Here is a 25,888-nt window from a genome sequence, read left to right as displayed (position 1 = left end):
AGTACTATAGATTTGATCGTGATATAACAATGAAAAAACCGAAGCAATGAAATAAAATCATAACTTTGCAAGAATGATACCAATTAATCTCTTCTATTGCCTAAAAATCTCATTAAATATAGGAAAAGATTGATAAAATCTAAATATAAAGTAAAGGCTGCCATAATAGAAAGCTTTTGTCCTACTTCATCGTTTCCTGCCATGTAATACATAGACTTAATCTTTTGAGTATCCCAAGCAATTAATCCCATAAATATTACTATTCCAATAAGAGAAGTAGCAAAAGAAAGAGCCGAGCTTTTTAGAAACAAGTTGACTAATGAAGCAATGATAAGACCTATAAGACCCATTGCAAAAAATGAACCCATAGATGTTAAATCTCTACTTGTACTATAACCGTATAAACTCATTGCTCCAAAAACGGAAGAGCAAATAAAGAAAGTACGAGCTATTGATGCACCGGTATAAATAAGAGCTAAATATGCAAGCGACATACCGGTTAAACCGGCATAAACCCACAATAATATTTGTGCCGTTTGCAGGTTCATTCGTCCGAAGCCCATAAAGAAATATAAAGCAATACCGAGCGGAGCAAACATTATAATAGTACCAAAACCTGTTTGAAACATTAAATTATAAATAGGCTCAACTGATATAGTCGTTACGGCTGCTACACCGGTTAGTAAAAGTGCTAAAGCCATATAATTATATACTTTAAGCATGTATTTTCTTAAGCCTTCATCAAAAGTTTTATTTTTTGAGGCGGCAGTTAAAGTTTTTGTATAATCGATCATAAGTAACCTTAGGATTATGTTATTTACATAATAAAATATAGCCTCTTAAAGGTATTTTTTCAAGCTTATTTTATAAATATCTTGCATTGAATATAAAGCAGAAGGTTTATCTTGTAGCCAAATAGCGGCTTTAATTGCACCAATAGAAAAAGAATTTTTATTCAGAGCTTCGTGTTTTAAGGTGATTATTTCATCGTCACCTAGGAAAGATATTTCATGTATACCGTGAACATTTCCACCACGAAGCGAGGAAATACCTATTTCTTTTTCGCTTCTTAGTCTATTACCACGATTAAATGTTATATTTAATCCTTTTTTGCTTGCAATTGTTTCAGCAAGCATAACAGCAGTTCCTGAGGGTGAATCTTTTTTATTACGGTGATGCGTTTCTAGAATTTCAACATCGTAATCATCTAGTATTTTTGTTACTTCTTTAGCTAGATAGCTAAGCAAATTAGCTCCTATACTCATATTTGCAGAATATAAAACAGGTAAAGTTTGAGCTGCTTTTTCTAAAAGCTTAAAATGTTGAGGTTGGAGACCTGTGGTTCCGATTACTAATTTTGTATTATGTTTTAATGCATAATTAATTAATTTTTCTAATATTTCAGGGGTAGAAAAATCGATGATCACATCAGAATTTTTACAAAAATTATCTAAATCATCTAAATTATTAGTACTATTAAATTTTGCTGCAATTTTGCAATTTTTAAATTTATCTATTCTCTCTAGAATGGTTTCTCCCATTTTACCGGTAGAACCACTAAGACCGATATTTAACATATTGGCAATTTATACTCCTAATAAATGAACAGTAAGTAGACGAAGTTTAATTTGGACAAGAGCAAGGCGTCTAAAGTCCTTAGATCGCAGTGTATACTTAATATAGTTCGAACCGCAGATCTTATTAGACGACGCCAATTTTTCAAATTAAACTAGGTTCTGTGAATATTTCTAATTGATTGGCTATTTTGAGGTATTTTTTAGCGAAAATTAATAAGATTTTTGCTGGAATAGTTACTTACATTTCAAAAAATCTTATAATTTGCAGCAAAAAATAACCAAAATTAAATCTTTGTATACGATTTATGAAAATATAATAGAGGCTTTAAATCATTTTTAATAGCGGTATTTATTACTTCACCGATAAATATAACATGATCACCGGCATCGTAAGAAGCATATTTATTACACTCTATATGATAAGTTGCACCGTTTATTAAAGGGCAATCAGTTTTGTTGCCAAGCTCATAATTAATTTTTGTAAATTTATTAGATTGTGATTTAGCAAAATGTTTTGAGATATCAATTTGATTCTCTGCTAAAATACTAATTGCAAACTTATCACTTTTTTGAAAACTGTTTATACTAAAAGAGTTTTTATTAAGGCAAAATAATATTAACGGCGGTTTTAAAGATACGGAAGTAAGAGAACTAGCAGTAAAGCCAAAAAGTTCGTTATTGCAATTTGTTGTTATAATAGTTACTCCCTGAGGGAATCGGCTCATAGCATCTTTAAATTGACTTTCTGTTACTGTCCCAGCCATTTTTTCATAATTTTGTTAATGGTTCCGTCTTTTTTTAATGAATCGATTGCCTCATTAATTTCATTAATTAGTCCTGAGTTTTTAGACATGCCTATAGCAAAATCGGATGAAAATTCTTCTAAAGTACTGCTGTCTAAATTTGAATTATTTTCTTTTAATTTTTTGCCTTGAAATTCCTCAGAAATAATAGCATCTATGACTCTGGCTTTTAATTCTTCAACCAACATTAAATGATTTGCTAAAGAATGAACTTTAATATTTATCGTCTGTGATAGATCATGTGCTTTTTGTTCTAAAACACTACCGAGCTGTACCCCTACTATTTTATTTTCTAGATCTTTGCTATTTTGTATATTATCACCTGTTCTATATATTATGGCAAATCTTGCAGTAGCATAATTATCGGAAAAGCTGATATATTCAGCACGCTCCGGTGTTACGGAAAGCTCCGCCACCGCAACATCAATATTTTCACTAACCAAAGCTGCAAGTAAACCGTTAAAGTCGAAGTTTTTTATGATAACTTTTTTATTTAGACGTTCGCTTATTGCTTTGATAATATCAATATCAATCCCAACAATCTCTCCGTCTTGGATAAATTCATAAGGAGGATTATCTGCGGCAGTACCGACTATTAAAGTTTTTTCCGTTTCTTTTTTGTCACAAGAAACTAGTAAGCAAGATAGTAAAAATATTTTTAGAAATTTCATAAAAATAATGTTTTAAGTTTGAGTATGTTCTGTGTCATCCTACGAGGCATTGCCCTTGTTGTACGGATATCAAATCGTCATTGAGAGGAAAATTACTGAGTAATTGACGAAGCAATTTCAGGATATTTGGCGAGATTGTCACGTAGCCTACGGCTGCTCGCAATGACAGGAAAATCTATCCACGCGGGCAATACCTTCAAAGGAATAGCATCAAGAACTCAATTTCTCCTTTAAAAGCTGATTCACAAGAGTCGGATTAGCCTTACCGCCGGTTTTTTTCATTACCTGCCCTACAAAGAAACCGAATAATTTATCCTTACCACTTCTATAACCCTCTACTGATTCAGGATTTTCAGATATTACCTCGTCAATTACAGTGTTTAGCACGTTATTATCCGAAACTTGTACAAGTCCTTTTTCTTCTACTATTTTATCAGGTGCTTTACCGGTTTCAAACATAATTTCAAAAACGGTTTTTGCAATTTTACCGGAAATAGTATCATTTTCTATTAATTTTACCAGTTTTGCAAAGTTACTAGGGGTAATTTTGCATTCATTTATTCCTATCGATGCTTTATTTAATTGGCCAAATAATTCACTAGTTAGCCAATTAGTAAGCATTTTAGGGTTACATTCATTTGCTGCTTTCTCAAAATACCCAGCAACCGATTCATCGGCTACTATTACTTCGGCATCATATTTACTTAAGCTAAATTCCTTCATATATTTTTCAATCTTTTGATCAGGTAGCTCAGGTAAATTTGCTTTTAGCTCATTTATTAACTCATCAGAAATAACAAGCGGTAATAAATCGGGATCAGGAAAATATCTATAATCAAGTGCTTCTTCTTTTAAACGCATAGTTCTTGTTTCGCCGCTATCGGCATTAAATAGGCGTGTTTCTTGAATTATTTCTTTACCGCTTTCAAGCAAGTCTACTTGTCGTTTAGCTTCAAATTCTATTGCTTTAATGATGTTACGAATTGAATTGATATTTTTAATTTCGCATCTTGTGCCGAGTGGTTCGCCGCTACGTCTTACTGAAATATTAGCATCGCAACGCATCGAGCCTTTTTCCATATCACCGTCACAGCTGCCAATATAACGTAACAAATTTCTTAGCTTTTTTACAAATTCAGCTGCTTCTTCCGGTGATGATATATCAGGTTCGGTCACAATTTCCATAAGCCCAATACCGGCACGATTCAAATTGATAAAGCTGTAATGTGGTGATTGATCATGCATAGATTTACCTGCATCTTGCTCTAAATGCAAACGGTTAATACGAATAGTTTTAAGATCGCCGGTACTAGTCGGTATTTCCATAGTGCCGTTTTGTACTATAGGATAATAAAATTGTGAAATTTGGTAACCTTGCGGCAGATCGGCATAAAAATAATTTTTACGATCAAATACCGAATATTTATTTATTTTAGCTTTAAGCCCAAGCCCTGTTTTAATTGCTTGGTGTACACAATGCTTATTTAATACCGGTAACATCCCGGGCATTGCTGCATCAACATAGGCAACCTGCGAATTTGGATTTGCTGCAAAAAGAGTACTACTTCCTGAAAAAAGCTTAGATTTTGAGGAAATTTGAGCATGGATTTCAAGCCCTATTACATATTCCCATTTCCCCGTATTACCTTCAATATATGCCATAATTAAAAACCCTTTGGCTCAAATTTAATATGTTTTACACCTGACTCAATGGTCGATGCTACTTTCAAAACATTATATTCGTCTAATTGTTTACCTATAATCTGTATCCCAAGAGGTAAACCGCGTGCCGATAGTCCAGCAGGAACCGATGCACAAGGTAAACCGGCTAAACTTGCAGGAATAGTAAATAAATCGTTTAAATACATAATAGTCAGATCATTTTGTTTTTCACCAATCTTAAAAGCTGCAGTCGGGGCAGCCGGTAATAAAATGGCATCAACTTTTACAAAAGCATTATTAAAATCGTTTGCAACTAAACGACGTACTTTTTGAGCTTTTAGATAATATGCATCCATACCACTAGATGATAGCACATATGTTCCAATCATAATACGACGTTTTACCTCCTCCCCAAATCCGGTTGATCTAGTCATTTCATACATTTCGTCAAGCGTCATATTTTCACGTTCTACTCGAAGACCGTATCTAACGCCGTCATATCTAGATAAATTTGAAGAAGCTTCAGCCGGTGCTATTACGTAATAAACAGCAACACCGTATTTAGCATGCGGCAAAGTAATATCAACTATTTCAGCACCGGCGTTTTTAAGTAGTTCTATGGTATCCTGCCACATTTTCATAATATCAGGTTCAATAATACTGCCCTCACCAAGGCTAAGAGGTACGCCTATCCTCATATTTTTCATAGAACTTCCGATAGCGGATTGTAGCTCTGGAACTTCTGCTTTAATCGAAGTAGAATCTTTTTCGTCAAACCCCATCATCGCTTCAAGCATAATGCTACTGTCTAAAACGCTTCTAGTAAATATTCCTGCTTGATCAAGGGAGCTAGCAAACGATATCATTCCGTATCTTGAGCAACGACCATATGTCGGTTTAAAACCGACTAAACCCGTAAAGCTTGCAGGTTGACGTACCGAGCCGCCCGTATCGCTACCAAGAGCAGCAGATGCCATAAATCCGCTAACTGCCGCAGCTGAACCGCCTGAAGAGCCGCCTGGAACTAAATCAGCATTATCATCATTTGCTTTCCAAGGGCTAATTACATTTCCAAAACAACTAGTGATATTTGCTGAACCCATAGCAAACTCATCCATATTGGTTTTGCCGAGCATCACACCGCCCTTATCAAAAATATTTTGTGTAACACTTGATTCATAATTAGGTATAAAATTTTTCAGTATATTAGAACATGCCGTAGTTCTAATGCCTTTCGTGCAGAAAAGATCTTTAGCGGCAAACGGGATACCCTCAAGGGTTCTTGCGTTATTTTGAGCATAATTTTGATCGGCTGCTTCAGCCTGTTTTAAAGCTAAGTCAAAAGTTTCGGTAACATAAGCATTTAGGTTTCTATGCTTCTCTATTTGTTTAATATGTGCACCTATTAATTCCGTACTTGTAAAATCTTTATTTTTTAGACCTTTTATACTGTCTGCTACTGTTAGTTTATTTAGTTCCGTCATAATTATTCAACAACTTTTGGAGTGATAAAATATTTTACTTCTTTAGCCAGCTGAGCACTATTTCCACTTACATTATCAAATAACTCACTTGATAAATCAGAACTTGTAACGGTGTCCTCTCGCATTCTAGCATTCATATTAGAAACCGAAGTTAAAGGCTCTATATCTTTGCAATCTATTTCATTTAAAATATCGATCATATCCATAATAGTACTAAGCTGAGTAGAAAATTTTTCTACAGTATCTTCTTCAAATTTTAATCTAGCTAATTTTGCTATTTTCTGTGCTTCTTCTTTTGTTATCATAGTTTTATTATTTTGAGTGGTATAGTCTGATGTTATTCCCGTGAAGGCTTGCCTGTGTGTAACGGTATTTCTGTCATCCTGCGACTTGTGAGCTAGATCCTGGATACAGCCTGTGATACAAGGTTCTATAGCCAATTTTATTGCATGACTCCTTTATTTTATTAAGGCAAAAAAGCTAATTAGTTATTTTTTCTAAAATTATCTTATTATCAAAACCACCATTCACTTTCTTTTTTTGTTTTTGAATTTTTAATATATCTTTTAGTTTATAGCCATTAATATTACAGATTGTTTCAAGTACTTCTAATATATCGGTAACTTCTCCATATACTCATCTTGTAAAATTTCCTCTACTTCTTCTAGTAGTTTATTTTTTAATAATTCTTTATACTCATATGATTCAGTAATACGAGTAACTGGTATCCTGCCTGATTTTAATATAATTTTAATTTCTGGAATTAAATCTCTAACTAATTTTGTCAGTATAGATTCAATTTATGTCATTCTCGCTTGGCATTGTTGCGTGGATTAATCCCACCGCTGTCATCCCGCGACTTGATTGCGGGATCCAGTTAAAAATAAAATTATTAGTATTTTTTATTGTTTTTATGGACCCCGTGGTCAAGCCACGGGGTGACACAGTGGATTTTACCGGTCCACGCAACAAATCTAAAGCAGGAATGACATAGACAATCAAACAGTCATTATTTCTTGTTCTTTTTGTTTTATTACCGAGTCAACTTTACTACTATAATCATCGGTTAGCTTTTGTACTTGTTCAGATAAGCTATGATGCTCATCTTTTGCGATAACGTTATCCTTTTCTAGCTTTTTAAGTGCTTCATTGCCGTCTCTTCTAATATTACGTAATGAAATTTTAGTATCTTCACCGTATTTATGAGCAAGCTTTACCAGTTCTTTACGTCTTTCTTCAGTTAAAGCCGGTATCGGCAGTCTGATTAATTGACCGTCCGTTGCAGGAGTTAAGCCAAGATTTGCTATCGTAATTCCTTTCTCTACCGATGATACCATAGCTTTATCCCAAACCTGCACGTTAATTGTTCGTGCATCAGGGGTGGATAGAGAAGCAACTTGTGAAAGCGGCATTTTACTCCCGTAAGCTTCCACGGTTACGCTATCAAGTAAATTCACTGAAGCTCTACCGGTACGTAGCCCTTTAAGCTCATGATCTAAAACTTTTAGAGCTTTCTCCATCTTTTCTTGTAAGTTTTTCTTTAAATGCTCTTTATCCATCTTTATTTATCCATATATTATTATTAATACACGAATTGAGACATTGTTATGTGTATTAGGAAATGCCCCTGATGTCATTCCCGTGTAGATTGGTTTTTCCGTCATTGCAAGGAAAAACTATAAGTTTTGACTAAGTAATCTAGTAAAAAATTCTGAATCTACAGAATTTTTTATTATTTTTTCTAGACTGCCACGCAGCCTACGACTGCTCGCAATGACGATTTAGTCTCTACGCAACAACACCTATGCGGGAATGACATAAAAATCATACAACAATTCACACTACAATCATATTATTTCTCAATAGTCGTATATTCCCCTTTATCTTGTATTACTCTAGCAAAATTTCCCTGTTCTTTTATCGAAAATACCCTTATAGGTAATTTATTTTCTCTTGCAACTGCAATAGCTGCCGTATCCATGACTTGCAGGTTATTAGTTATAACATCTTTATAGCTAATAGTGAAATATTTTTTAGCATCCGGATTTTTTTTAGGGTCGGAATCATAGACACCGTCAACCTGAGTTGCTTTTAATAAAATATCGCAATTCATTTCGATTGCGCGAAGTACTGCGGCACTATCGGTTGTACAAAACGGGTTACCCGTACCGCCGGCAAAAATTACTACACGCTTTTTTTCCATATGTCTTTTAGCTTTGCGGCGAATATAAGGTTCGCACACGCTCATCATAGGAATAGCCGATAGAACTCTTGTATAGATATTGAGGCTTTCCATAACGTTTTGTAAAGTTAAAGCATTAATCACCGTTGCAAGCATACCTATATAATCCGCTGAAGCTCGATCCATACCGACAAGTGCTGCATTAATCCCGCGGTAAATATTTCCACCGCCGACTACAATAGCGACTTCTACTCCTAAATCGATAACTTCTTTAATATCGCTGGCAATCTTTTTTATTACGTCATATTCATGCCCAAATTGCTTATCTCCCATTAAAGCTTCCCCTGACACTTTAAGTAAAACTTTTTTATACTTCAGAACGTTTATATCTGATATCATTTTCTGCTTCAAGTTGTTTTTAATATCTGCTTAATTTTTTTAATCATTATACCTCTTTGTAGGTCGGTAATCGATGATTTATTGAGTGCATGCACTAATAACATATTATTATTTATATCAAGTGTTACTGTACCTGGAGTTAGAGTAATCGAATTACCATAAATTATTTCACCTATTTCTTCTAGCCCTTCTGCGTCAACCCATTCAAAAACCGGCTCTATTCCTATCTTTCTTTGCCAAATTATTTTAATAACCGCGAAAGCCGATTTCCATATTTCTAATAATAACCAAGGGAAATATAATATAAATTTAATTTTAGTGAGCATTAACATTTTCGGTTAATTTGATATTTGAAGTAAAAGGTATTAGTAACATTATAAATACAAATAACAGCCCTATCATATTAAATATATTATTTATTGCAATTACAAAAGCATCATGATTTAATTTGTTTGCTAATAACAAATATGATGCTTTTTCGGGATTCAAAACTTTTCCGTTTAATAATTCAGTATAAGAATCTAGTTGTTCTAATGCCATTATAGAAGTAGACGAGATATTTTCCGATAAATATTGCATAAAGGTTTTAGTATCATTAGTAAGTATAGTACTGATTATTGCAAGCCCTACCGCTCCTCCTAAATTACGAGTAAGATTATAAAGCCCGCTAGCGTTACCTACTCTTTCTTTCGGCATATTGCCAAGAGCTATATTATTAGTCGGTATAAAACAAAACATTAATGAAAGTCCTCTAACAAATTGAGGAAGCACAAATGCAGCAAATTTAGAATCAGGAGTTAGAAAACTATTCAAATGACATCCAAGAGCAAACCCTCCAAGCCCTATAATAAGCATCAGGCGTAAATCTACCCCTAGCCCTAACATTCTACCGGCGAGTGGTGCAGATAAAAATTGTGCTCCGCCCGTCACCATCATAGTAGCCCCGATTTGTAATGTATCATATCCGGCAATAGTAAAGAGAAATAGCGGTAATATATATACTGCCCCGTATAATCCGATACCCATAACGAACGAATAAAGGCAACCAAAAGTAAAGTCTTTATAAAGAAATGTTTTTAAGTCTAAAATTGGATTAATAAAGGTTAGTTCTCTAATGATTAATAAAATAAAACCTAAAACTACTGCAATACTTAAGAATAATATTAAATTATCCTCAAGCCAACCTTTTTTGTTTCCTTCTTCTAACACATACTGTAATAAGCCGAGCGTTAAAGCCATTAATAATATACCGAGAAAATCAAAATTTTTCAGTAATTTATAATTTGGTTTATCAAAATCCCCATATAAAAAAACTACAGTGCATACGAAAATACCGGGTATGACGTTTAATAAAAACATAAAATGCCATGATAAAATCTCTGTAATATATCCACCGAGTGTAGGTCCTAAAGTAGGGGCAACAGTTACGACAAGTCCAATTAAGATAGTAACGATAGGACGTTGCGATGCAGGAAAAATTATAAAAACGGTACTAAAGACCGTCGGTATCATAGCACCGCCAAAAAAGCCTTGTAATGCTCTAAAGATAATCATGGCTTCAATATTAGTTGCAAGCGAACATAATACGCTCATAACCGTAAACCCTAAAGCTGCAATAAAATAAGAAATTCTAGTAGTAAGTAACCTTGCTAAAAAGCCGGTAATAGGAATAATGATAACTTCAGCTATTAAGTACGATGTTTGAACCCAAGAAAGTTCATCGCTTGAAGCGGCAAGACCAGCAGCTATTACGGATAATGAGCTAGCGACAATTTGAATATCAAGTACCGACATAAACATGCCGACAACCATACCAAAAAAAGCAAATAATTGCTTTTTAGAAAGAGCAGGCGGTTGTAAATTATCATTTGACATAATTAAATTATACAGTTTAAATTAAATAAAGTTAATAAGTGACATATATGTTTAAAATAAAAAATTATTGTACAACTTTTAATTTTTAATTAAACTATTTATTAGGATATAAGTAGACAAGACATAATATATGGTAATCATTTTATTTATATTTAGCAAATAATAAATATGTGATTGATTTATTAAAAATATTTACTATAATGTTAATTAACTATAATTGATTTATCAATATGCAAAACCCAGCACAAAAAGTTATATCTTTTTCAGAGCATAAATCTGATATAGAACGCATAAAGAAATCAATAGAAGAGGGGTGGGCGATAGTAAAGCTAGTACCTAATAACGACCGTTTCATCGGACTTTTAGAAAAGATTTCGCATGCTGAAGATGACACAATCTATATTCCTCCAAGAAAAAAGATAATAGTTAATTAACACGAATAGCGAATTATTACATAATCTGCTATTCGGCTTAAGAAGTTGAATATAAAAGGTGACAATTGGCTTTCACTTTTTATATAAAGCTAAATATATATTATTTTTTAGCAAAAACTTATAATTCTTTACAAAATATAATGGAATTACCTAAAAAAGGTAGTTTTGTTTTACACCATTCTTAAAAAGACCTTATTGTCATTTCCGTGTAGCATTGGTGTTGTTGCATGGATTAATTCCACCCTGTCATCCTAGCTCATTTGTAGCGAGATCCAGTTTAAAATACTCAGGTGACCTTGCAGTTAATAAAGTGCATTACCGCAGTTGCTACAATCTGGCCTATATTTATGGCTCAGGGAATCATGAATGGCGTCATGTTCTCTTGTTACCGTCCTGCTCTAAACGACTGTAAGCACTTAGCAATATCCCGTTATTAGAAATTAAAGCCGGAGTAACGCTCCCCGCTATTTTATTCGCTATCTTCTGGCCTAAACCAGATAGTGCGTTGTTATTTACAGCATTTACTGCGAGTTCCGTTACTTTTTCTATCGCTATCATCTTCGCCAGCTGTACTCCCGATGCTTTCGCTAGCTCTATGATGGTCTTAAAAAAGTTGCCCACTTCAATCTTTCAAGCATTTTGATAGTTCAATACTCATAGGTCTTATTGGTAAAGGTTTATTTTCTGCTATAGCTTGCTGACGTTCTTTCGTGATTGCTTCCCAGTATCTGTAATCTTCATCTTGTCTTTTCATTAAATCAAATTGGGCAAGGTAGGTATTTAGCTTTTCTTGAGCCTTTGTCACTTCTCCATCTTTAGCGTGTAAAAATTCTATTAGATGCGGGACATCTTCTGGAAATAGTCTTGGATTACACATTTGTATATAATTTACTATCAATAACCAACCTAAATTACTTCTATCCTCTTTAGAAGATTTAGGATAATTTATATATTTTTCATCATCCATAAAAACATAATCGAAATATTCTTATAATATTTCTCCAGTATCATATAATTCGCCTAAATGAAAATGATATTGTTGATAATGTTTTAACATTACTTCTAAAAAGTCACCTAAATTTTCTAAGGTTATATCTTCTACTGCTTTAAATTCTACAGAATCAAAGAAATATAAATCTATATATTCTTGAAGTGTTTTTCTGATATATTCATCTTCTCCATTTATTTTTTCATACCATAATTTATCTGTCATTGTTTATTTCATTTTGTTATTCCAATAATTTATACCGCTTCGAGGTTTCATTAAAGTTTTTATTACCTTATTTGCATATTTTTGTTGTGATTAGGTTATTTTTTAAAACAGCATCTCTCTCTATTTCTTGATATGTCCTTACATGAGCTACATTACCACCTGTATTATCAAATATTACAAACTGGTCATTTTTTATATCAACAGCAATAAGTCTTTCAGTATCATTACTTATTTTATAAGCATTTTTTAAAACTGCTTTAGGTTCTTTAGATGCTGGACTTTTTGACCACTTGGATTGATGGTGATAATAAATGATTAGTATTTTAAGTTATTTTTTTGGATATCGTGGTCAAGCCACGGTATGACACGAATGCGTTTTTCTATACATTATTAGTATATCAGGTTCTACCACGCCTATCACAAATAGGGCTATAGTTTTATTTAGAAGATGGTGCCAATGTGGGGATTTGAACCCCAGACCTACGCATTACGAATGCGCCGCTCTACCAGCTGAGCTACATCGGCTGAAATATGATTATATTATGCTGAGATATGAATTCCTACGAGACATGTTTCGTCATTGCGAGTGATGACTGACAAGGAGCGTGGCAATCCAATAAAAAATTTTAAAATGCTAAAGACTAGCATCCTTAATTGGACCCTGTGGTCAAGCCACGGGGTGACAATGAAACATCTTTATAAATGCGTCGAAAATCTTAAATGAAAATGCTGCGTATCGTCATATTTCTTCTTCTTAACCGGGAAACCCCAATCCATTCTGATCGGTGCAAAACGTGTTACCCAAATAAAGCCGAAACCAACGGAAGCTCTAAGAGATTTATCGTTATAAAAACCGTTTGGAGTTTGATATTGTTTCTTATTTAGGCCTACTCCCCAAACGCTTCCTAAATCCATAAAGACTGCACCGGTTAAATTAAATTCCTCAGGTATAGGTGTTGGGAAATTAAGCTCTGTTGAGAATGTGTAATATCGCTCACCGCCAAGTCCTTCGTTAGTGACCTTTTCACGAGGTCCTACACCACCGCTTGCAAAGCCTCTTAAACTATAATCACCTAAATTAAATCGATCGGAAATTCTAATAATTTTTCCTCCAAGCCCTGCAATATCGCCTCCGGAAGCAGATAATTTTAAAGTAAGCTTGTTATGTATGAAAGACTTATAATATTTACCGTCAACTTCATGCTTTATATATTTGTTATCACCTCCAACGCCGGCAAATTCTTGTGTGCCGCTTACTAAATAACCGTTCTTTGGAACAATTTTATTATCGGTTTGATCATAAGTAATAGTATGTCCTATAGCAGAAGTAATGAATCTTCCCATTTGCTCTTTTAAGAATATTGAGCTTGATGGAGTTGGAGCACTTAAAATATCACGTTTGATTAAATAATCTATTTCGTGACCTAAATCCTCTTTAATTTCATAACCAAGAGAAGTTTTGACTCCTATAGAGTGTAACTTATAGCTTTGATCAGTTGTATTTAATACACTAGCACCACGTCCGGTATAGTTTCTAAATGCGTTTACGCCAAGTGATAAATCACGATCTAAAAAGTGCGGTGCGGTAATACCACCGTAATAGCTTGTAGTGTTTTTACTTACTTGCACACCGGTATTAAGCAGTTTCCCGGTACCGACTAAATTACGCTCTAAGAAAGAGAAACGTCCGAATAAACCGCCAGCAGTATTATATCCTAAATCAAAACCTATAGAGGAAGTAGATTTTTCATCAACTTCAACGTTAACATCATATTTATCTTTAGCTTTAGTCGGAGCTAAGCTAATTGCTACTTTCTCAAAATAATCTAAATTTCTAAGATTACGCTCACCTTTTTCAATATATGAACGATTAATTATATCACCTTCTTCTATTTTAAATTCTCTTCTTATAACAGGGTCTTCGGTTTTAAGGTTATTAATAATATTAATTTTATTAATATAAACCTTATCGGCTTTTTCAATAATAAATTTAATATCTGCAGTATGATTAGCATTTTTCATTATATCCGGATAAACATTTACCGCAGGGTAATCGTTCGCTGTAAAATATTCTCCGATTTTTTCAGCTATATCATCAACCTTTTTCATATTGAAAACCTTGCCTTGCTTAATATTAACAATTTTATTAAGCTGTGTTATATCTATATTAGTTAATTTATTGTCTATTGTAATATTACCGAAGCTATATTTTTCTCCCTCTTCAATGGAATAGGTAAGGGTGAAATATTCTTTAGTATTATTGAGTTCTGCCGATGCCGAAATTACTCTAAAATCTGCAAAACCTACAGATTGATAAAACTCTCTCAGTAATTCTTTATCATACTCCACTCTATCAGGATCGTAAGTATCGTTACTTTCTAAAAAACGAAACCAACGAGATTCTTTAGTTAAAACAATAGATTTAAGTTCTGAATCACTATAATTTTCATTACCGCTAAAATAAATATATTTAATACCGGTTTTTGGTCCTTCGGCTATATCAAAAATAACCTTAACTCTGTTGTTTTCTAAATTTTCGATTTTAGGTGTGACTGTAGTAGCAAAACGTCCGCTACGTTTATAAATTTCTAATATTTTCTTTACATCTAATTCAATTTTAGCTTGGCTAAGAGATTCACCCGACATTGTGTAAATTTCTTTAGCGAGCATATTAGTTTTGATTTTAGAATTACCGCTAAATACTACACTACTTATAAAAGGCGTTTCAGTAACGTTAACTATTAAATTACCATTATTTGTTATATGCATATTTATATTTCTAAAAAGTGAGGTGGCATATAAACGTTTTATTACCTCATCTTCTTTAGAATTATTATAGGTTTCTCCTACCTTAAGCTTTAAATAGCTTTCAATAGTAGAACGCTCAACCCTGTGGTTACCTTCGATAGTTATTTTACGAATTACAGAGTTAGCTAATGAAATATGATAATAAAAAATCGTTAATAATAAAATTGTTAACTTACTAATTGATCTGATTGTCACCTAAAACCTTCTTTAAGATTTAATTTAAATTTCTGTGTTTAAACCCAATGTCATCCCGTGGCTTGACCACGGTAAAAATAATAAATTAGATACCGCGTTCAAGTCGCGGTATGACAAAGAACTGGATTCTCGCTTTTAGCTAAGAATAATACAAAGTTCTCCTAACTAATGCATTCAAACATAATCAATGTACTCCACTATAGTAGATAATATAAACGAGAGCAAGCAAATCTAATAATTCAGGAAAACAAATTTTGTATATCGTTGGAAACAGCAATTATAATAAGAAAAATTATGATTATTGCTCCTAATTGTAACAAAATATTTTTAGTCTTAGGATCCGGTAATTTACCTGTAATTGCTTCATATAATATAAATACTAAATGTCCGCCGTCAAGCATCGGTATAGGTAGTAAGTTAAGTAACCCTAAATTAACGGAAAGCATTGCTATAAATAACAGATAAATTTGAGTTCCACCAGCTATAGATTTGCCTGACTCTTTAGCAATAGCTATCGGCCCTCCTATCTCATCGAATGAACGTTGTCCTACAATCATTTGCGATATTGCGTTTAGAGTTAAAGCAGACATATCTATAGTAGTATTAATAGCTTCCCAGAATCCTCCTAAAATTCCTATTTTAGTATGAATAGGTTCATTTTTAGCTATAATACCGATGCGAAGAGTTTTCTTAACTTGCTTTTCTTCGGGAGGTGATATAATTATTTCTTGAGGCATTATATTAACGATAAATTCCTCACTTTTTCTTTCTATAGTTAAAGTAGAAGAGCTAAAACCGTTAATTAATATCTCTCTCTGCACGTCCCCGAAATCTTTAACAGATTTATCGTTAACCTTAACAATTTTATCTCCTGCTCTTAAGTTTGCTCTCTCTGCCGGTGATGAAGCTACTACATCACCTATTATAGGAGGAATCTCTGTTTTTCCAAAGTAACAATAAAAACCTGCAAATATTATTATGGCAAGTAAATAATTAATTAACGGACCTGCTGCAACTATTAAAAAACGTTCTAAACAAGATTTAGCATCAAAAGCTACTTTTTCGTTAACTTCTTTAGTCTTATACATAAGGCTGCGATCATAGCCGTAAATCTTGACATAACCGCCAAGCGGTATAAGGCAAATCTTCCACCTAACTCCTTTTTTATCGGTAATGCCTATTAGTGCTTTACCGAAACCTATCGAGAACTCCTCAACTTTTACATTAAAATATCTAGCAATACAATAATGCCCAAATTCATGGATAAATACCAAGATACTAATTGTTATAATAAATCCTATTATAGAGAGCATAAAAATTTTATAAGTTTACTAATAAATTATTTTAAGGTATACCTTGCAAGGTTATAGATATCATTTCGTCGTTGTGAGTGGACGTTGCTCCTTGGTTTCCGATGTCATTCCCGCTTTCACGGGAATGACATCACGCCATATCACACTCGCAATGACGAAAATTAAATTTTAAATTTCTTTTCTTTATGAGTCCAAATAAAATTAATAAAAAGTCTATTGCACGTATTGCAGCAGTGCAAGCTATTTATCAAAACATATTGCAAAATAATGACGATATGGATGATATCATGCAAAATGTACTTTCTTTTTATCAAAATAATAATTCTATAACAGATTTACCTGAGAATTTAAAAATATCATTAAGTATAAGTCATTTTAAAATGCTGGTAAAGTCAGTATTTGAAAATATTAATAAACTAGACGAAATTATCGACAATCATTTAACAAATGATAAAGATCCTGCACATATGCCGATCTTACTCCGAGCTTTATTGCGTGTTAGTATATGTGAGCTATTATTTTGCCCTACTACGCCTGCTAAAGTAGTAATCAACGAATATACGGACATAGCAAATGATATGTTAAATGAGCATGAAATTGGTTTTGTTAATTCTGTATTAGATAAAATAGCAAAAGAGCATACTCGTTTAATTTGAAAAATTGGCTACAAGTACTGTGGTACTCAAGTATTATTAACGGCTTTCGTGCCTCGTCTTGTGGATTCCTTGCTCTTTTCCAGATTAAACTTCGTCTACTTATTCTTCATTATATTTATTAAGTATAAAAGATTTTATGACAAATAATTTAAGCGGTTATAGAAATAAATTTGTTAGAGTTAAGACTTCTAAAAAACGCACCGTCTCTTCTAGTAATTGGCTTAGACGCCAATTAAACGATCCGTATGTTGCAAAAGCACGTATAGACGGTTTTAGGTCGAGAGCTGCATATAAACTACTTGAAATTCATGAAAAATTTAAACTTTTTACTCCTAACATGAAAATTGTTGATCTAGGAGCAGCTCCTGGGGGATGGAGTCAAGTAGCTTCCAAGCTTATTAAAGCTTCGGATAATAACCTAAATAATAAAATAATCTCTATCGATGTGTTAGAAATCGAACATATTGCTGGAGTTGAATTTTTTCAACAGGACTTTTTTGAAGTAGATACGGAAGAATTAATGATTCAGGCTTTAGACGGTAGAGCTGATATAGTAATGAGTGATATGGCATCAAATACCATAGGTCATAAAGCTACAGACCATATAAGAACCTTACTTTTATGTGAGCAAGCTTTTGAATTTGCTTTAAAAGTACTAAAACCCTCCGGTCATTTTATTGCTAAAATTTTTCGTGGCGGTGCAGAAAATGAATTATTACATAAAGTAAAGCGTGAATTTAAAACAGTGAAACATTTTAAACCTTCATCCAGCCGCAGTGAATCTACGGAAATCTATTTAGTTGCTCTAAATAAGAAATAATGAATATGAAAGGCGAAAGGTGATTTCTGCCTATAATATTATATATGTTATTTTTTTATTTAACATATTAGAGGATATAGATGATAATTACTTATATCTCCTGTTGTTTGGACTTCCTGAGCATATTCTTGACTGCAGCTTTGAAAATTATTATACATCCCAACTAAATTAGCTCCGGTTTCAGTTTCAACTATTTGATTATATAAATTATTTTTTAAATTTAGAGTATTTTTAGCATATTTTGGTGTTGCTGCTTCCCAATCATCTATGGTTAAAGTAATATTCTGTTTCAAATCAGAAAAATTAACAAGCCCATGTTTACTGATTCCGGCTATGATTTCTTCAAAGCCTTCGACTATTCCATTAATTCCTAGATATTTTGTAACTTTTTGTTTGACAAAATTATATAAATATGATGCCCATTCTTCTGATTGTGATAGTGCTGTTTTTTTACCAGGAAGTACCATTGTTGTTTTTCCAAAATGCTTATTAGTAATATTAATAAGATTATGTTGTGCATTATATATCTTAGAATGGGTAGCTAGCTCTTTTATTGGAGTTGTTACTTTTCCGGTAAATAAATTTTTTTCTATGCCTCTTTCAATTATCGGTTTTGAGCCAGGGCTGTCAAAAGTTATAGATTTATTAAAATTTAGGTTGCGAGAATGTATTTCTACTAAGGTTAAATCTGCAATTATTGCTCCAAGTGAATGACCGCTAGTATTAAAACTATATTCTGTGGCTTTACTTAAGCCGCCTAATTTGTTAATTATTTCATTAACAAAATCCTGAAGTGGAGTTAGTTTAGTAGGTAAATAGTGCAGAGCGATAAGCAAGTCGTCTAATAAATCATATATATTGAATTTTGTGCCGGCACTAGCAATATGAACTTCTTTAGTTTCTTTATTTATAAATGCGACGGCTTTATAATCATATTTAGCAGTGTTGATATTATCACATGAAGCAGTCAGTATTTCCCAGCCGCTATCTGTTAATTGTTCATTGACCTTTGATGCTTTTAGCTTATAAATATTTAAATCATCTGTTTTATATGCGAGGTCTAAACCTATATAAGCAAGCTTTTTAGTGCTAATATGTTTAGAATTTTTGTATGTAGGCATATCTACCTCTTTTTGATCAGTTTTACCATAAAATATGGTTTTTTTCTAAAAAATGTCAAGTCAAATATTAATGTTTATTAATCTAAAATAAAGGATTGATATCTGATTACTTTTGTTGTATAGTGCATTTGTAACCATGAAATATGGTGACTTAAATAAGGAGATAGACTATGTTGACATTATTAATACGAAACTTATTCGGAAGTAATAAACCGGTTACTTACTTATCTTTAATAGAAAAAGCAAAAGCAGATTATAGTTTTTATACAAAATTAGCATCAGGAAGCTTTTTTGTAGGAATAAGTAGTTTTTTTTCATCTAGTAGTTGGTTAAGCAAAATACCTTTAATAACAGGGGGTGTTTTTGGTACTAGTTATGGGGCAAAAGGCATTATGGAGAGTAATGAACAAATAAAGCTTTTTACTCAAGCTCATGAAGCAACTAAAGTTGAAGAGTATTTGGCTACTTCGGGGTTAGGAAGTTTTGTATACGGTACTGCTATAGATAAAAACGGTATAGATAAATTTACCGGTAAATATATTGAAGGAACAAACGGTAAGATAATATCTAATGAAATAACTCGCGTACCAACCTTAAGTTTAACGGGAGACGGCGTTGGTTACAAACATAATGGTGGCTATGAAATAGTAGAATCAACAGATCGTGCTTTATATCAGGCAATACCTGGCGTGAAAGGACAATATACAAATAAATTAGTTCCAGATACTAGTATTCTTCCTTTACATGCTTGTATTATTCAGCAGCTAATACAAAATGGCTATTCAAGTGAAGATATTGAAAAAGCTTTAAGTTTAGGAACTGTTGCAAAGAGAGAAAGTTACAAAAATAAGCAATTAGCAGAATACAAGCCAAATTTGACAAGTAAGTTATGGCATGGTACAGAAAAAGCTATGCAAAATAAAGTATTAGAACTTTCAAAAGAAATACAGAAATATGCTGAAATAAATGAAGCTTATGAAGAATTATTTAATTATCATACTTCCAGTACTAGTGAAGAACAAGAAGAGCAGTTTTATAGCCTTGATTATAATAATCTTAATGATGATCAAACTCAAATCTTAGGAGATGAAGGATATATATCTGATATTGCCTAGTAACTAAATACAAAACTTTCTAAAGAGTAAGGTTATAGATCTATAACCTTACTCTTTTTTATTTAATAACCTCTTTAGCTCTTCGTTCAAAAGCTATAATCATTTTTTCGGTTGCTTTGGTAAAATAAGTGCCGATTAATTTATCCAATATTACGGATTTCATTTTAAAATCAATAAAGAATTTTAATTCAGTTCCTGCCGTGTATGGAACAAATTGCCAAGTACTTTTTAAATATTCAAAAGGTCCTGAAATAGCTACTGTATTAATCAAATATATTCCATCATCTGTTATTTCACGTGTAACTCGTGAGTTATATTTTTCTGAAAAGCCTTTTAACTGAATTACTAATTCAGCAATAACCTCTTGATTATTTTCTGAAATAATTCTAGAAGCAGAACACCAAGGCAAGAATTTAGGATAAGATTTTACATCCCAGACCAAATCAAACAATTCTTGCGGTTTATAGGGTAAAATTTTAGTGTGTTGAAGGCAAGGCATTAGAAATCTGTGACTTTACATTTATGCTGCCAGTCCCCGTATCTTGTCGGTTCTAGACCTTTAACACCGCCAATTTCTTTTTCTTTTGGTAAATTTTCTGCTTCTGATATATTATTAGACATCTTTCCAAACTTCGCTTCTAGAGGTAATTTAGACGTCGGTCCGGTACTCGCATCCTCACGTATGTCCATATACGCTGTGGTGCTGAGTTCCGTGTCTCCTGTGAATTCCTCTCTATAAGCTGGTTTGGAAAGATGTCTATTATTATCGTCCATAGTACTAAATATATGAAATATAACCGTATTTATATTAATAGTCGTTTAGCTGAAAATAGCAAGATAGAATTAGCAAGTGATCATGTTCATTATGTCAAAACGGTGCTACGTCTTAAAGTAAATGATGGTTTACGTCTCTTTAACGGTACGGATGGAGAATTTCTAGCACAAATTAACGATATAGGTAAAAATAACCTATCGGTTAGACTTAAAGAACAGTTAAAAAAGCCTTATACAGAATCTACGTTAACTCTTGCTGTTGCTATAATAAAGCAAGATAAATTAATGCTTGCAATAAATATGGCTACGCAACTCGGTATCACTAAAATTATTCCGTTAATTACTAGGTGGTGTCAATTGAGATCGGTAAATATCGAACGTTTAACGAAATGTGTTATTGAGGCAACAGAGCAATCAGAACGTCTTACTCCCCCGATAATTGAAAAAGCTATCACAATACAAGATTATCTAAAAAAGAATAATAATTTGATGTTATATGCTAATGAACATGAAAAAGAAGAAAATTCTATATTACGAATTTCATCATCACTTAGTAATAGTGATATAACTATTATTGTAGGACCGGAGGGAGGCTTTACTAATGATGAGCTGGAACTTCTTGCCTCATATAAGAATACAAAATCTATAAGTTTAGGAAGTAATATATTACGTGCTGAAACAGCAGCAATAACTGCTATAGCACAAGTGAGGTTGTTAGGTAGTCATTGCGAGGAAATTGCATAGCAATTGAGGAAGCAATCTCAGGATTTTGTTATGATTTCATGAGATTGCCACGCAGCCTACGGCTGCTCGCAATGACGAAAAGGTAGAGTTACTTCACCTTTTCTATTTTGGGTTTACAAAATAGCTTACCTAAACAAAGGCAAGAATATACACCACAAAAGCCTATAATTATATAAAGTATTGTAACAATAATTGGAAATGAGCCAAATAAAAGTGTGACTAAATTAAAATTAAATAATCCGACTAAGCCCCAATTTATAGCACCTATAGAAGATAATAAATGTACAGTAGTAATAAGTGGATTATTAGAAGTATTTATTAACATATTTAAGCTCCTTTTAGTTAAACGTAAAAGACCTTGTTGCATGGCTCATACCTCTGTCATCCCACAACTTGATAGCGGGGTCCAGTTAAAATACTAAAATTACTAGTATTATGGGTTACATTTTTGGATCCCGTGGTGAGGCCTCGGGATGACACTATATGCGTTTTCCGAGCCATGCAACAAAACTAACGTAAAATAATCATTTCTCATTTTGAGTTATATGTCTACTAAATTTTATTATTCTATAATTTATTAATCCTTCTTAAAAGTTTGATATATTACAGGTATAACAAAAATTGTAAATATAGTACCGATGCTTAATCCTCCAACTATTACAAAGCCTATAGAATTACGCGCAGCAGCACCGGCCCCGTCTGCAAAAACTAGAGGTAAAGCTCCGACTACGGCAGCAAGAGTAGTCATAAGAATTGGACGTAAGCGAAGTTTTGAGGATTCTATTATAGCTTCTTGAACCTTTACTCCTTTTGCTCTTAGCTGATTAGCAAATTCTACTATCATAATAGAATTCTTAGTAATTAATCCAATTAAAGTAATAAGTCCTATATTACTATACATATTAAGGCTATTACCGGCAAGCCAGAGAGCAAGTACACCGCCGGTTATTGAGAAAGGTACGGCGAGTAATATTAATAAAGGGTCAGTAAAGCTTTCAAATTGAGCTGCAAGCACTAAATAGATAAATATAAGAGCAAACACAAATGTTATAAGCATATTACTGTCTGCCTCTCTCATTTGTTTAATTTCTCCGATATATTCAATTATAGTATTACTAGGATCAAGTAACTTAGCGGCTATTTTATTGATTTCATTAATTGCGTCATCAATTTTCCCGTCAGGAGCAAGATCGGAAGAAATAGTAACGGATTTTGAATTATTATAATGATTATATGATTTTACTGATATTTTTTCCGTAATATTGGCTATCGATTCAAGCGGTAACATATTATTATTTTTTGTTCTGATTAAAATTTTACTAAAATCGCTAATATCTTTTCGATCTTTTTGATTAAATTGTAATATAACGTCATATAAATCATTACTCATTCTAAAATGCCCGATTTGTTGACCTGCAAGTAAATATTGTACCGTTTTGCCTATATTTGCCAAATCCATTCCGTATAAATAAGCCTTATCACGGTTGACTTCTATACTTATAGTCGGCATTGCCGATTGTAAATTTCTATTGACGTTTAAGAAAATAGGATTTGTTTTCATTATATCAATAAATTGTTGTGATATTTTATCTAGATCATCATATTCAAGGTTTGTTTGAATAGTAAACTCGATAGGGCTACGTGCATTCCCGCTAACCATTGAACGTGGATCCATAGCGCAAATCGACATGCCCGGTATTTCAGAAAACTGCTTATTTAACATATTCTTAATAGTTTCTTGGGAACAAGAACGCTCACCCCAATTTTTTAGAGGAATGAATCCAAAAACATTATCGCTACTGCCTGCACCTATTACCATCAGATAACCTAATATATCTTTATAATTAGCAAGGATTTTTTCGGCTTCTTTCACTACTTTAGTAGAAGATTCTAAATTAGAACCTTCAGGACCTTTAAGAGAAACTTGTAAAAATCCATCATCTTCTTGGGGTACGAAAATTTTTTGAGTAAATTTAAAACTAATAATCAGCACTATAAATGATGATGCAATAATGATGACAAATTTCTTTTTATTGTCAAAAGTTAGCTTTAGATAGTAAATATATTTATTTTGAATAAATTGTAGAATGTCGTTAAACTTTACTAAGAATTTTGGTAAGTCCGTATTATGTTTTGTAACCATACGACTTGACATCATAGGAGTTAAAGTTAAAGCAACAAATCCTGAGAATAAAACACAAAATGCTAAAGTCCAAGCAAATTCAATAAATAATTTCCCGATAAAACCCCCTATAAAACCCACGGGTAAAAATACGGCAGCAAGCGTAATAGTCATAGCAATGATTGCAAAGCCGATTTCTTTAGAAGCAAGCATAGCCGCTTCCATGGGTTTATGCCCCATTTCATTATATCTAAAAATGTTTTCAAGCATAACTATCGCATCATCGACCACTAAACCTATAGCAAGTATCATAGCAAGGAGCGTAAATATATTAATAGAAAATCCAAAAGCATACATTACGCTAAAAGTACCGATCAACGATACCGGAATCGTTACAAACGGAATTAAGGTAATTCTAGCAGAAGCAAGAAATAAATAAGTGACTAAAACTACTAATATTAAAGCTTCAAAAATTGTTTGAAATACTGCATAAATTGATGCTTTTATAGGTGTTGCTCCATCATATGCGATACCCATGCTTATTCCTTTGGGCATGGATTCTTTAATTCTTTCTAGTGCTTTAGTTACTTCATGTGATAAATCTATGACGTTAGTTTTTGATTCTTTTATAAGACCAAGGGCAATAGAGCTTTTGCCGTTATATCTAAAAATTATGTCCTCATCGGGAGAAGTTAAAGATATTTTTGCTATATCTCGTAATTTTATGATACCTCCGTTTTGTACTTTTAGAATAATATTACCGAATTCTTCCGGTGTAGATAAAGAACCTTCAAGAGTTACTATAAAATTATTGCTTTTTGTTTTAATCGTACCTGCGGGATAATCTTTATTTTGCTCTTTTATTGCGGATTCAATCTCCAATAAAGAAATTTTATGTTGATATAATTTTTTAGAATCGGGTTCTATTCTCATTATATATTTCCGACCGCCGTAAATTTGTGACTGTCCTACGCTTTCAAGTTTATCTAACGGTGTTTGTAGATTATCTTCGACGATCTTTGTTAATTCTAAATCGCTATATTGATCACTTTCAATGCTTATGAAGAGGCTTGGGAAATTATCGGCATCAAGTTTTGCAACTGACGGGGCTTTCATATCTTGCGGGAACATATAAGTGATATCCGATATTTTAGCACGGACATCGTTTAGTGCTACTTCAATATCGGTAGATAATAGAAACGATAAGGTAATACTACTTTCGCCGGTAGAACTTTGAGAAGTTATATAATCTAAATTTTTAACCGTCTTTAAAGCTTTTTCTATACGTGTCGTTATTTCTTGCTCCATATATAAGGCATCGGCACCTGCATAATGAGCTTCGACATTTATAATAGGAACTGAAATATCCGGAGTACCTCTAATTTGTAGTTTGGTAAAAAAAATTGCTCCAAGAGCTACGATAACCAAATTCAAAACTGTAGCAAAGACAGGGCGTTTAATACAAATTTCAGACAATAACATTGGATTTAATATATTTTTCTTTAAAAATTTTATTCTTAATGTGAATAGCGAATTATTACATAATCTGCTATTCGGTTAGAAATATTCTATATAAAGGGTGAAAGACGGCACTTTTTATGTAAATTAAGTATATATTGTTTTTTATTAAAAAACTTATAATTTTTTATAGAGTAGAAAATTAGTTTTTGTAATTTACTACTGACAATAAATTAGGGTTTTAATGATAAATTTTCACTTTAATTACTTGATTAAGATAGTTTTAACAGTATAACTGATGTAAAATGGCTACATTTTTCTATAAATTAATATAATAACGTATATATTTTAAACTTTGTAAATAACTGGCATTTGCAGTATGTGGGTAGTTTGTTATAATTAACTCACATAAAAAATATATTGATGTATATTATTGCCAGTTGTATATATTGTTTTATAAAA

At 32.7% G+C, this 25,888-nt stretch carries 25 protein-coding genes, 1 tRNA gene and 1 pseudogene; 5 read left to right on the top strand and 22 right to left on the bottom strand.

The window, feature by feature from the left end; genetic code table 11:
- Nucleotides 1-83: 83 nt before the first annotated feature.
- The 12 genes from GCO76_RS03980 to GCO76_RS03925 form a co-directional block, all read right to left on the bottom strand.
- Entirely contained in the window at nucleotides 84-794 is a 711-nt protein-coding gene (locus GCO76_RS03980) for a Bax inhibitor-1/YccA family protein (RefSeq protein ID WP_410956241.1), read from the bottom strand.
- Between the two features lie 45 nt (nucleotides 795-839).
- A complete protein-coding gene (gene dapB / locus GCO76_RS03975; protein ID WP_410956240.1) occupies nucleotides 840-1,577 on the bottom strand; it encodes a 4-hydroxy-tetrahydrodipicolinate reductase in 738 nt (245 codons plus the stop codon).
- Between the two features lie 284 nt (nucleotides 1,578-1,861).
- On the bottom strand, nucleotides 1,862-2,341 hold the full coding sequence (locus tag GCO76_RS03970) for a flavin reductase family protein (protein WP_410956239.1): 480 nt from the start codon (nucleotides 2,339-2,341) through the stop codon (nucleotides 1,862-1,864).
- The gene (locus tag GCO76_RS03965) at nucleotides 2,326-3,051 is read right to left on the bottom strand and encodes an ABC transporter substrate-binding protein (RefSeq protein WP_410956238.1); all 726 of its coding nucleotides are present in this window, start codon (nucleotides 3,049-3,051) and stop codon (nucleotides 2,326-2,328) included. Before GCO76_RS03965 ends, GCO76_RS03970 begins: the two co-directional genes overlap by 16 nt.
- A gap of 210 nt (nucleotides 3,052-3,261) precedes the next feature.
- Nucleotides 3,262-4,713 (bottom strand): Asp-tRNA(Asn)/Glu-tRNA(Gln) amidotransferase subunit GatB, encoded by a 1,452-nt coding sequence (gene gatB, locus GCO76_RS03960; protein WP_410956237.1) that lies wholly within the window; start codon nucleotides 4,711-4,713, stop codon nucleotides 3,262-3,264.
- A gap of 2 nt (nucleotides 4,714-4,715) precedes the next feature.
- The gene (gene gatA, locus GCO76_RS03955) at nucleotides 4,716-6,197 is read right to left on the bottom strand and encodes an Asp-tRNA(Asn)/Glu-tRNA(Gln) amidotransferase subunit GatA (RefSeq protein ID WP_410956236.1); all 1,482 of its coding nucleotides are present in this window, start codon (nucleotides 6,195-6,197) and stop codon (nucleotides 4,716-4,718) included.
- 2 nt (nucleotides 6,198-6,199) lie between these two features.
- The gene (gene gatC / locus GCO76_RS03950) at nucleotides 6,200-6,502 is read right to left on the bottom strand and encodes an Asp-tRNA(Asn)/Glu-tRNA(Gln) amidotransferase subunit GatC (protein WP_045805319.1); all 303 of its coding nucleotides are present in this window, start codon (nucleotides 6,500-6,502) and stop codon (nucleotides 6,200-6,202) included.
- A gap of 303 nt (nucleotides 6,503-6,805) precedes the next feature.
- Nucleotides 6,806-6,985, bottom strand: coding sequence for a nucleoside triphosphate pyrophosphohydrolase family protein (locus GCO76_RS03945; RefSeq protein ID WP_410956474.1), 180 nt, complete (start codon nucleotides 6,983-6,985; stop codon nucleotides 6,806-6,808).
- Between the two features lie 210 nt (nucleotides 6,986-7,195).
- The gene (frr, locus tag GCO76_RS03940) at nucleotides 7,196-7,756 is read right to left on the bottom strand and encodes a ribosome recycling factor (protein ID WP_410956235.1); all 561 of its coding nucleotides are present in this window, start codon (nucleotides 7,754-7,756) and stop codon (nucleotides 7,196-7,198) included.
- A 293-nt stretch (nucleotides 7,757-8,049) separates the two neighbouring features.
- Nucleotides 8,050-8,778, bottom strand: a complete 729-nt coding sequence (gene pyrH, locus GCO76_RS03935) for a UMP kinase (RefSeq protein ID WP_410956234.1) — start codon at nucleotides 8,776-8,778, stop codon at nucleotides 8,050-8,052.
- An 8-nt stretch (nucleotides 8,779-8,786) separates the two neighbouring features.
- The gene (locus GCO76_RS03930; protein WP_004996606.1) at nucleotides 8,787-9,110 is read right to left on the bottom strand and encodes a monovalent cation/H+ antiporter subunit E; all 324 of its coding nucleotides are present in this window, start codon (nucleotides 9,108-9,110) and stop codon (nucleotides 8,787-8,789) included.
- On the bottom strand, nucleotides 9,094-10,653 hold the full coding sequence (locus GCO76_RS03925; protein ID WP_410956233.1) for a DHA2 family efflux MFS transporter permease subunit: 1,560 nt from the start codon (nucleotides 10,651-10,653) through the stop codon (nucleotides 9,094-9,096). Before GCO76_RS03925 ends, GCO76_RS03930 begins: the two co-directional genes overlap by 17 nt.
- Before the next feature lie 230 nt (nucleotides 10,654-10,883).
- Here GCO76_RS03925 and GCO76_RS03920 point away from each other — a divergent pair, with 230 nt between their 5' ends.
- Entirely contained in the window at nucleotides 10,884-11,087 is a 204-nt protein-coding gene (locus GCO76_RS03920) for a DUF2674 domain-containing protein (protein ID WP_016925982.1), read from the top strand.
- 372 nt (nucleotides 11,088-11,459) lie between these two features.
- On the opposite strand, the gene GCO76_RS03915 is transcribed toward GCO76_RS03920, so the two are convergent.
- The 5 genes and pseudogenes from GCO76_RS03915 to rseP all read right to left on the bottom strand — a co-directional run bounded on the left by GCO76_RS03915 (nucleotide 11,460) and on the right by rseP (nucleotide 16,616).
- Complete coding sequence (locus GCO76_RS03915) at nucleotides 11,460-11,645, bottom strand: hypothetical protein (RefSeq protein WP_014013909.1); 186 nt, start codon at nucleotides 11,643-11,645, stop codon at nucleotides 11,460-11,462.
- A 64-nt stretch (nucleotides 11,646-11,709) separates the two neighbouring features.
- Nucleotides 11,710-12,300, bottom strand: a pseudogene (locus tag GCO76_RS03910) (hypothetical protein).
- Between the two features lie 449 nt (nucleotides 12,301-12,749).
- A tRNA-Thr gene (locus tag GCO76_RS03905) sits at nucleotides 12,750-12,825 on the bottom strand.
- Nucleotides 12,826-12,996: 171 nt separating this feature from the next.
- On the bottom strand, nucleotides 12,997-15,303 hold the full coding sequence (gene bamA, locus GCO76_RS03900) for an outer membrane protein assembly factor BamA (RefSeq protein ID WP_410956232.1): 2,307 nt from the start codon (nucleotides 15,301-15,303) through the stop codon (nucleotides 12,997-12,999).
- Nucleotides 15,304-15,542: 239 nt separating this feature from the next.
- Complete coding sequence (rseP, locus tag GCO76_RS03895; protein WP_410956231.1) at nucleotides 15,543-16,616, bottom strand: RIP metalloprotease RseP; 1,074 nt, start codon at nucleotides 16,614-16,616, stop codon at nucleotides 15,543-15,545.
- Between the two features lie 185 nt (nucleotides 16,617-16,801).
- On the opposite strand from rseP, the gene nusB reads away from it, so the two are divergent.
- Both nusB and GCO76_RS03885 read left to right on the top strand, forming a co-directional pair.
- Nucleotides 16,802-17,272 (top strand): transcription antitermination factor NusB, encoded by a 471-nt coding sequence (gene nusB, locus GCO76_RS03890; RefSeq protein WP_410956230.1) that lies wholly within the window; start codon nucleotides 16,802-16,804, stop codon nucleotides 17,270-17,272.
- Nucleotides 17,273-17,408: 136 nt separating this feature from the next.
- Nucleotides 17,409-18,092, top strand: a complete 684-nt coding sequence (locus GCO76_RS03885) for an RlmE family RNA methyltransferase (RefSeq protein ID WP_410956229.1) — start codon at nucleotides 17,409-17,411, stop codon at nucleotides 18,090-18,092.
- 59 nt (nucleotides 18,093-18,151) lie between these two features.
- Here GCO76_RS03885 and rlip read toward each other — a convergent pair whose 3' ends face one another.
- On the bottom strand, nucleotides 18,152-19,213 hold the full coding sequence (gene rlip / locus GCO76_RS03880) for a secreted effector lipase Rlip (RefSeq protein WP_410956228.1): 1,062 nt from the start codon (nucleotides 19,211-19,213) through the stop codon (nucleotides 18,152-18,154).
- 170 nt (nucleotides 19,214-19,383) lie between these two features.
- Between rlip and GCO76_RS03875 the strand changes: the two genes are divergently transcribed.
- Entirely contained in the window at nucleotides 19,384-20,328 is a 945-nt protein-coding gene (locus GCO76_RS03875; RefSeq protein WP_410956227.1) for a hypothetical protein, read from the top strand.
- 58 nt (nucleotides 20,329-20,386) lie between these two features.
- Here the strand turns inward: GCO76_RS03875 and GCO76_RS03870 are convergent, their stop codons facing one another.
- Both GCO76_RS03870 and GCO76_RS03865 read right to left on the bottom strand, forming a co-directional pair.
- Entirely contained in the window at nucleotides 20,387-20,827 is a 441-nt protein-coding gene (locus tag GCO76_RS03870) for a type II toxin-antitoxin system RatA family toxin (RefSeq protein ID WP_410956226.1), read from the bottom strand.
- Entirely contained in the window at nucleotides 20,827-21,102 is a 276-nt protein-coding gene (locus tag GCO76_RS03865; RefSeq protein WP_410956225.1) for a DUF1674 domain-containing protein, read from the bottom strand. Before GCO76_RS03865 ends, GCO76_RS03870 begins: the two co-directional genes overlap by 1 nt.
- Nucleotides 21,103-21,114: 12 nt before the next feature.
- Between GCO76_RS03865 and GCO76_RS03860 the strand changes: the two genes are divergently transcribed.
- Nucleotides 21,115-21,846, top strand: coding sequence for a 16S rRNA (uracil(1498)-N(3))-methyltransferase (locus GCO76_RS03860; RefSeq protein ID WP_410956224.1), 732 nt, complete (start codon nucleotides 21,115-21,117; stop codon nucleotides 21,844-21,846).
- Between the two features lie 88 nt (nucleotides 21,847-21,934).
- On the opposite strand, the gene GCO76_RS03855 is transcribed toward GCO76_RS03860, so the two are convergent.
- Both GCO76_RS03855 and GCO76_RS03850 read right to left on the bottom strand, forming a co-directional pair.
- A complete protein-coding gene (locus tag GCO76_RS03855; RefSeq protein ID WP_410956473.1) occupies nucleotides 21,935-22,171 on the bottom strand; it encodes a DUF378 domain-containing protein in 237 nt (78 codons plus the stop codon).
- Nucleotides 22,172-22,423: 252 nt separating this feature from the next.
- Complete coding sequence (locus tag GCO76_RS03850) at nucleotides 22,424-25,450, bottom strand: efflux RND transporter permease subunit (RefSeq protein ID WP_410956223.1); 3,027 nt, start codon at nucleotides 25,448-25,450, stop codon at nucleotides 22,424-22,426.
- Nucleotides 25,451-25,888: the final 438 nt, after the last annotated feature.

The organism is Rickettsia koreansis (genome assembly GCF_046532895.1).
GTDB lineage: Bacteria > Pseudomonadota > Alphaproteobacteria > Rickettsiales > Rickettsiaceae > Rickettsia > Rickettsia rickettsii.
This window is presented reverse-complemented; position numbering and strand designations above follow the sequence as displayed.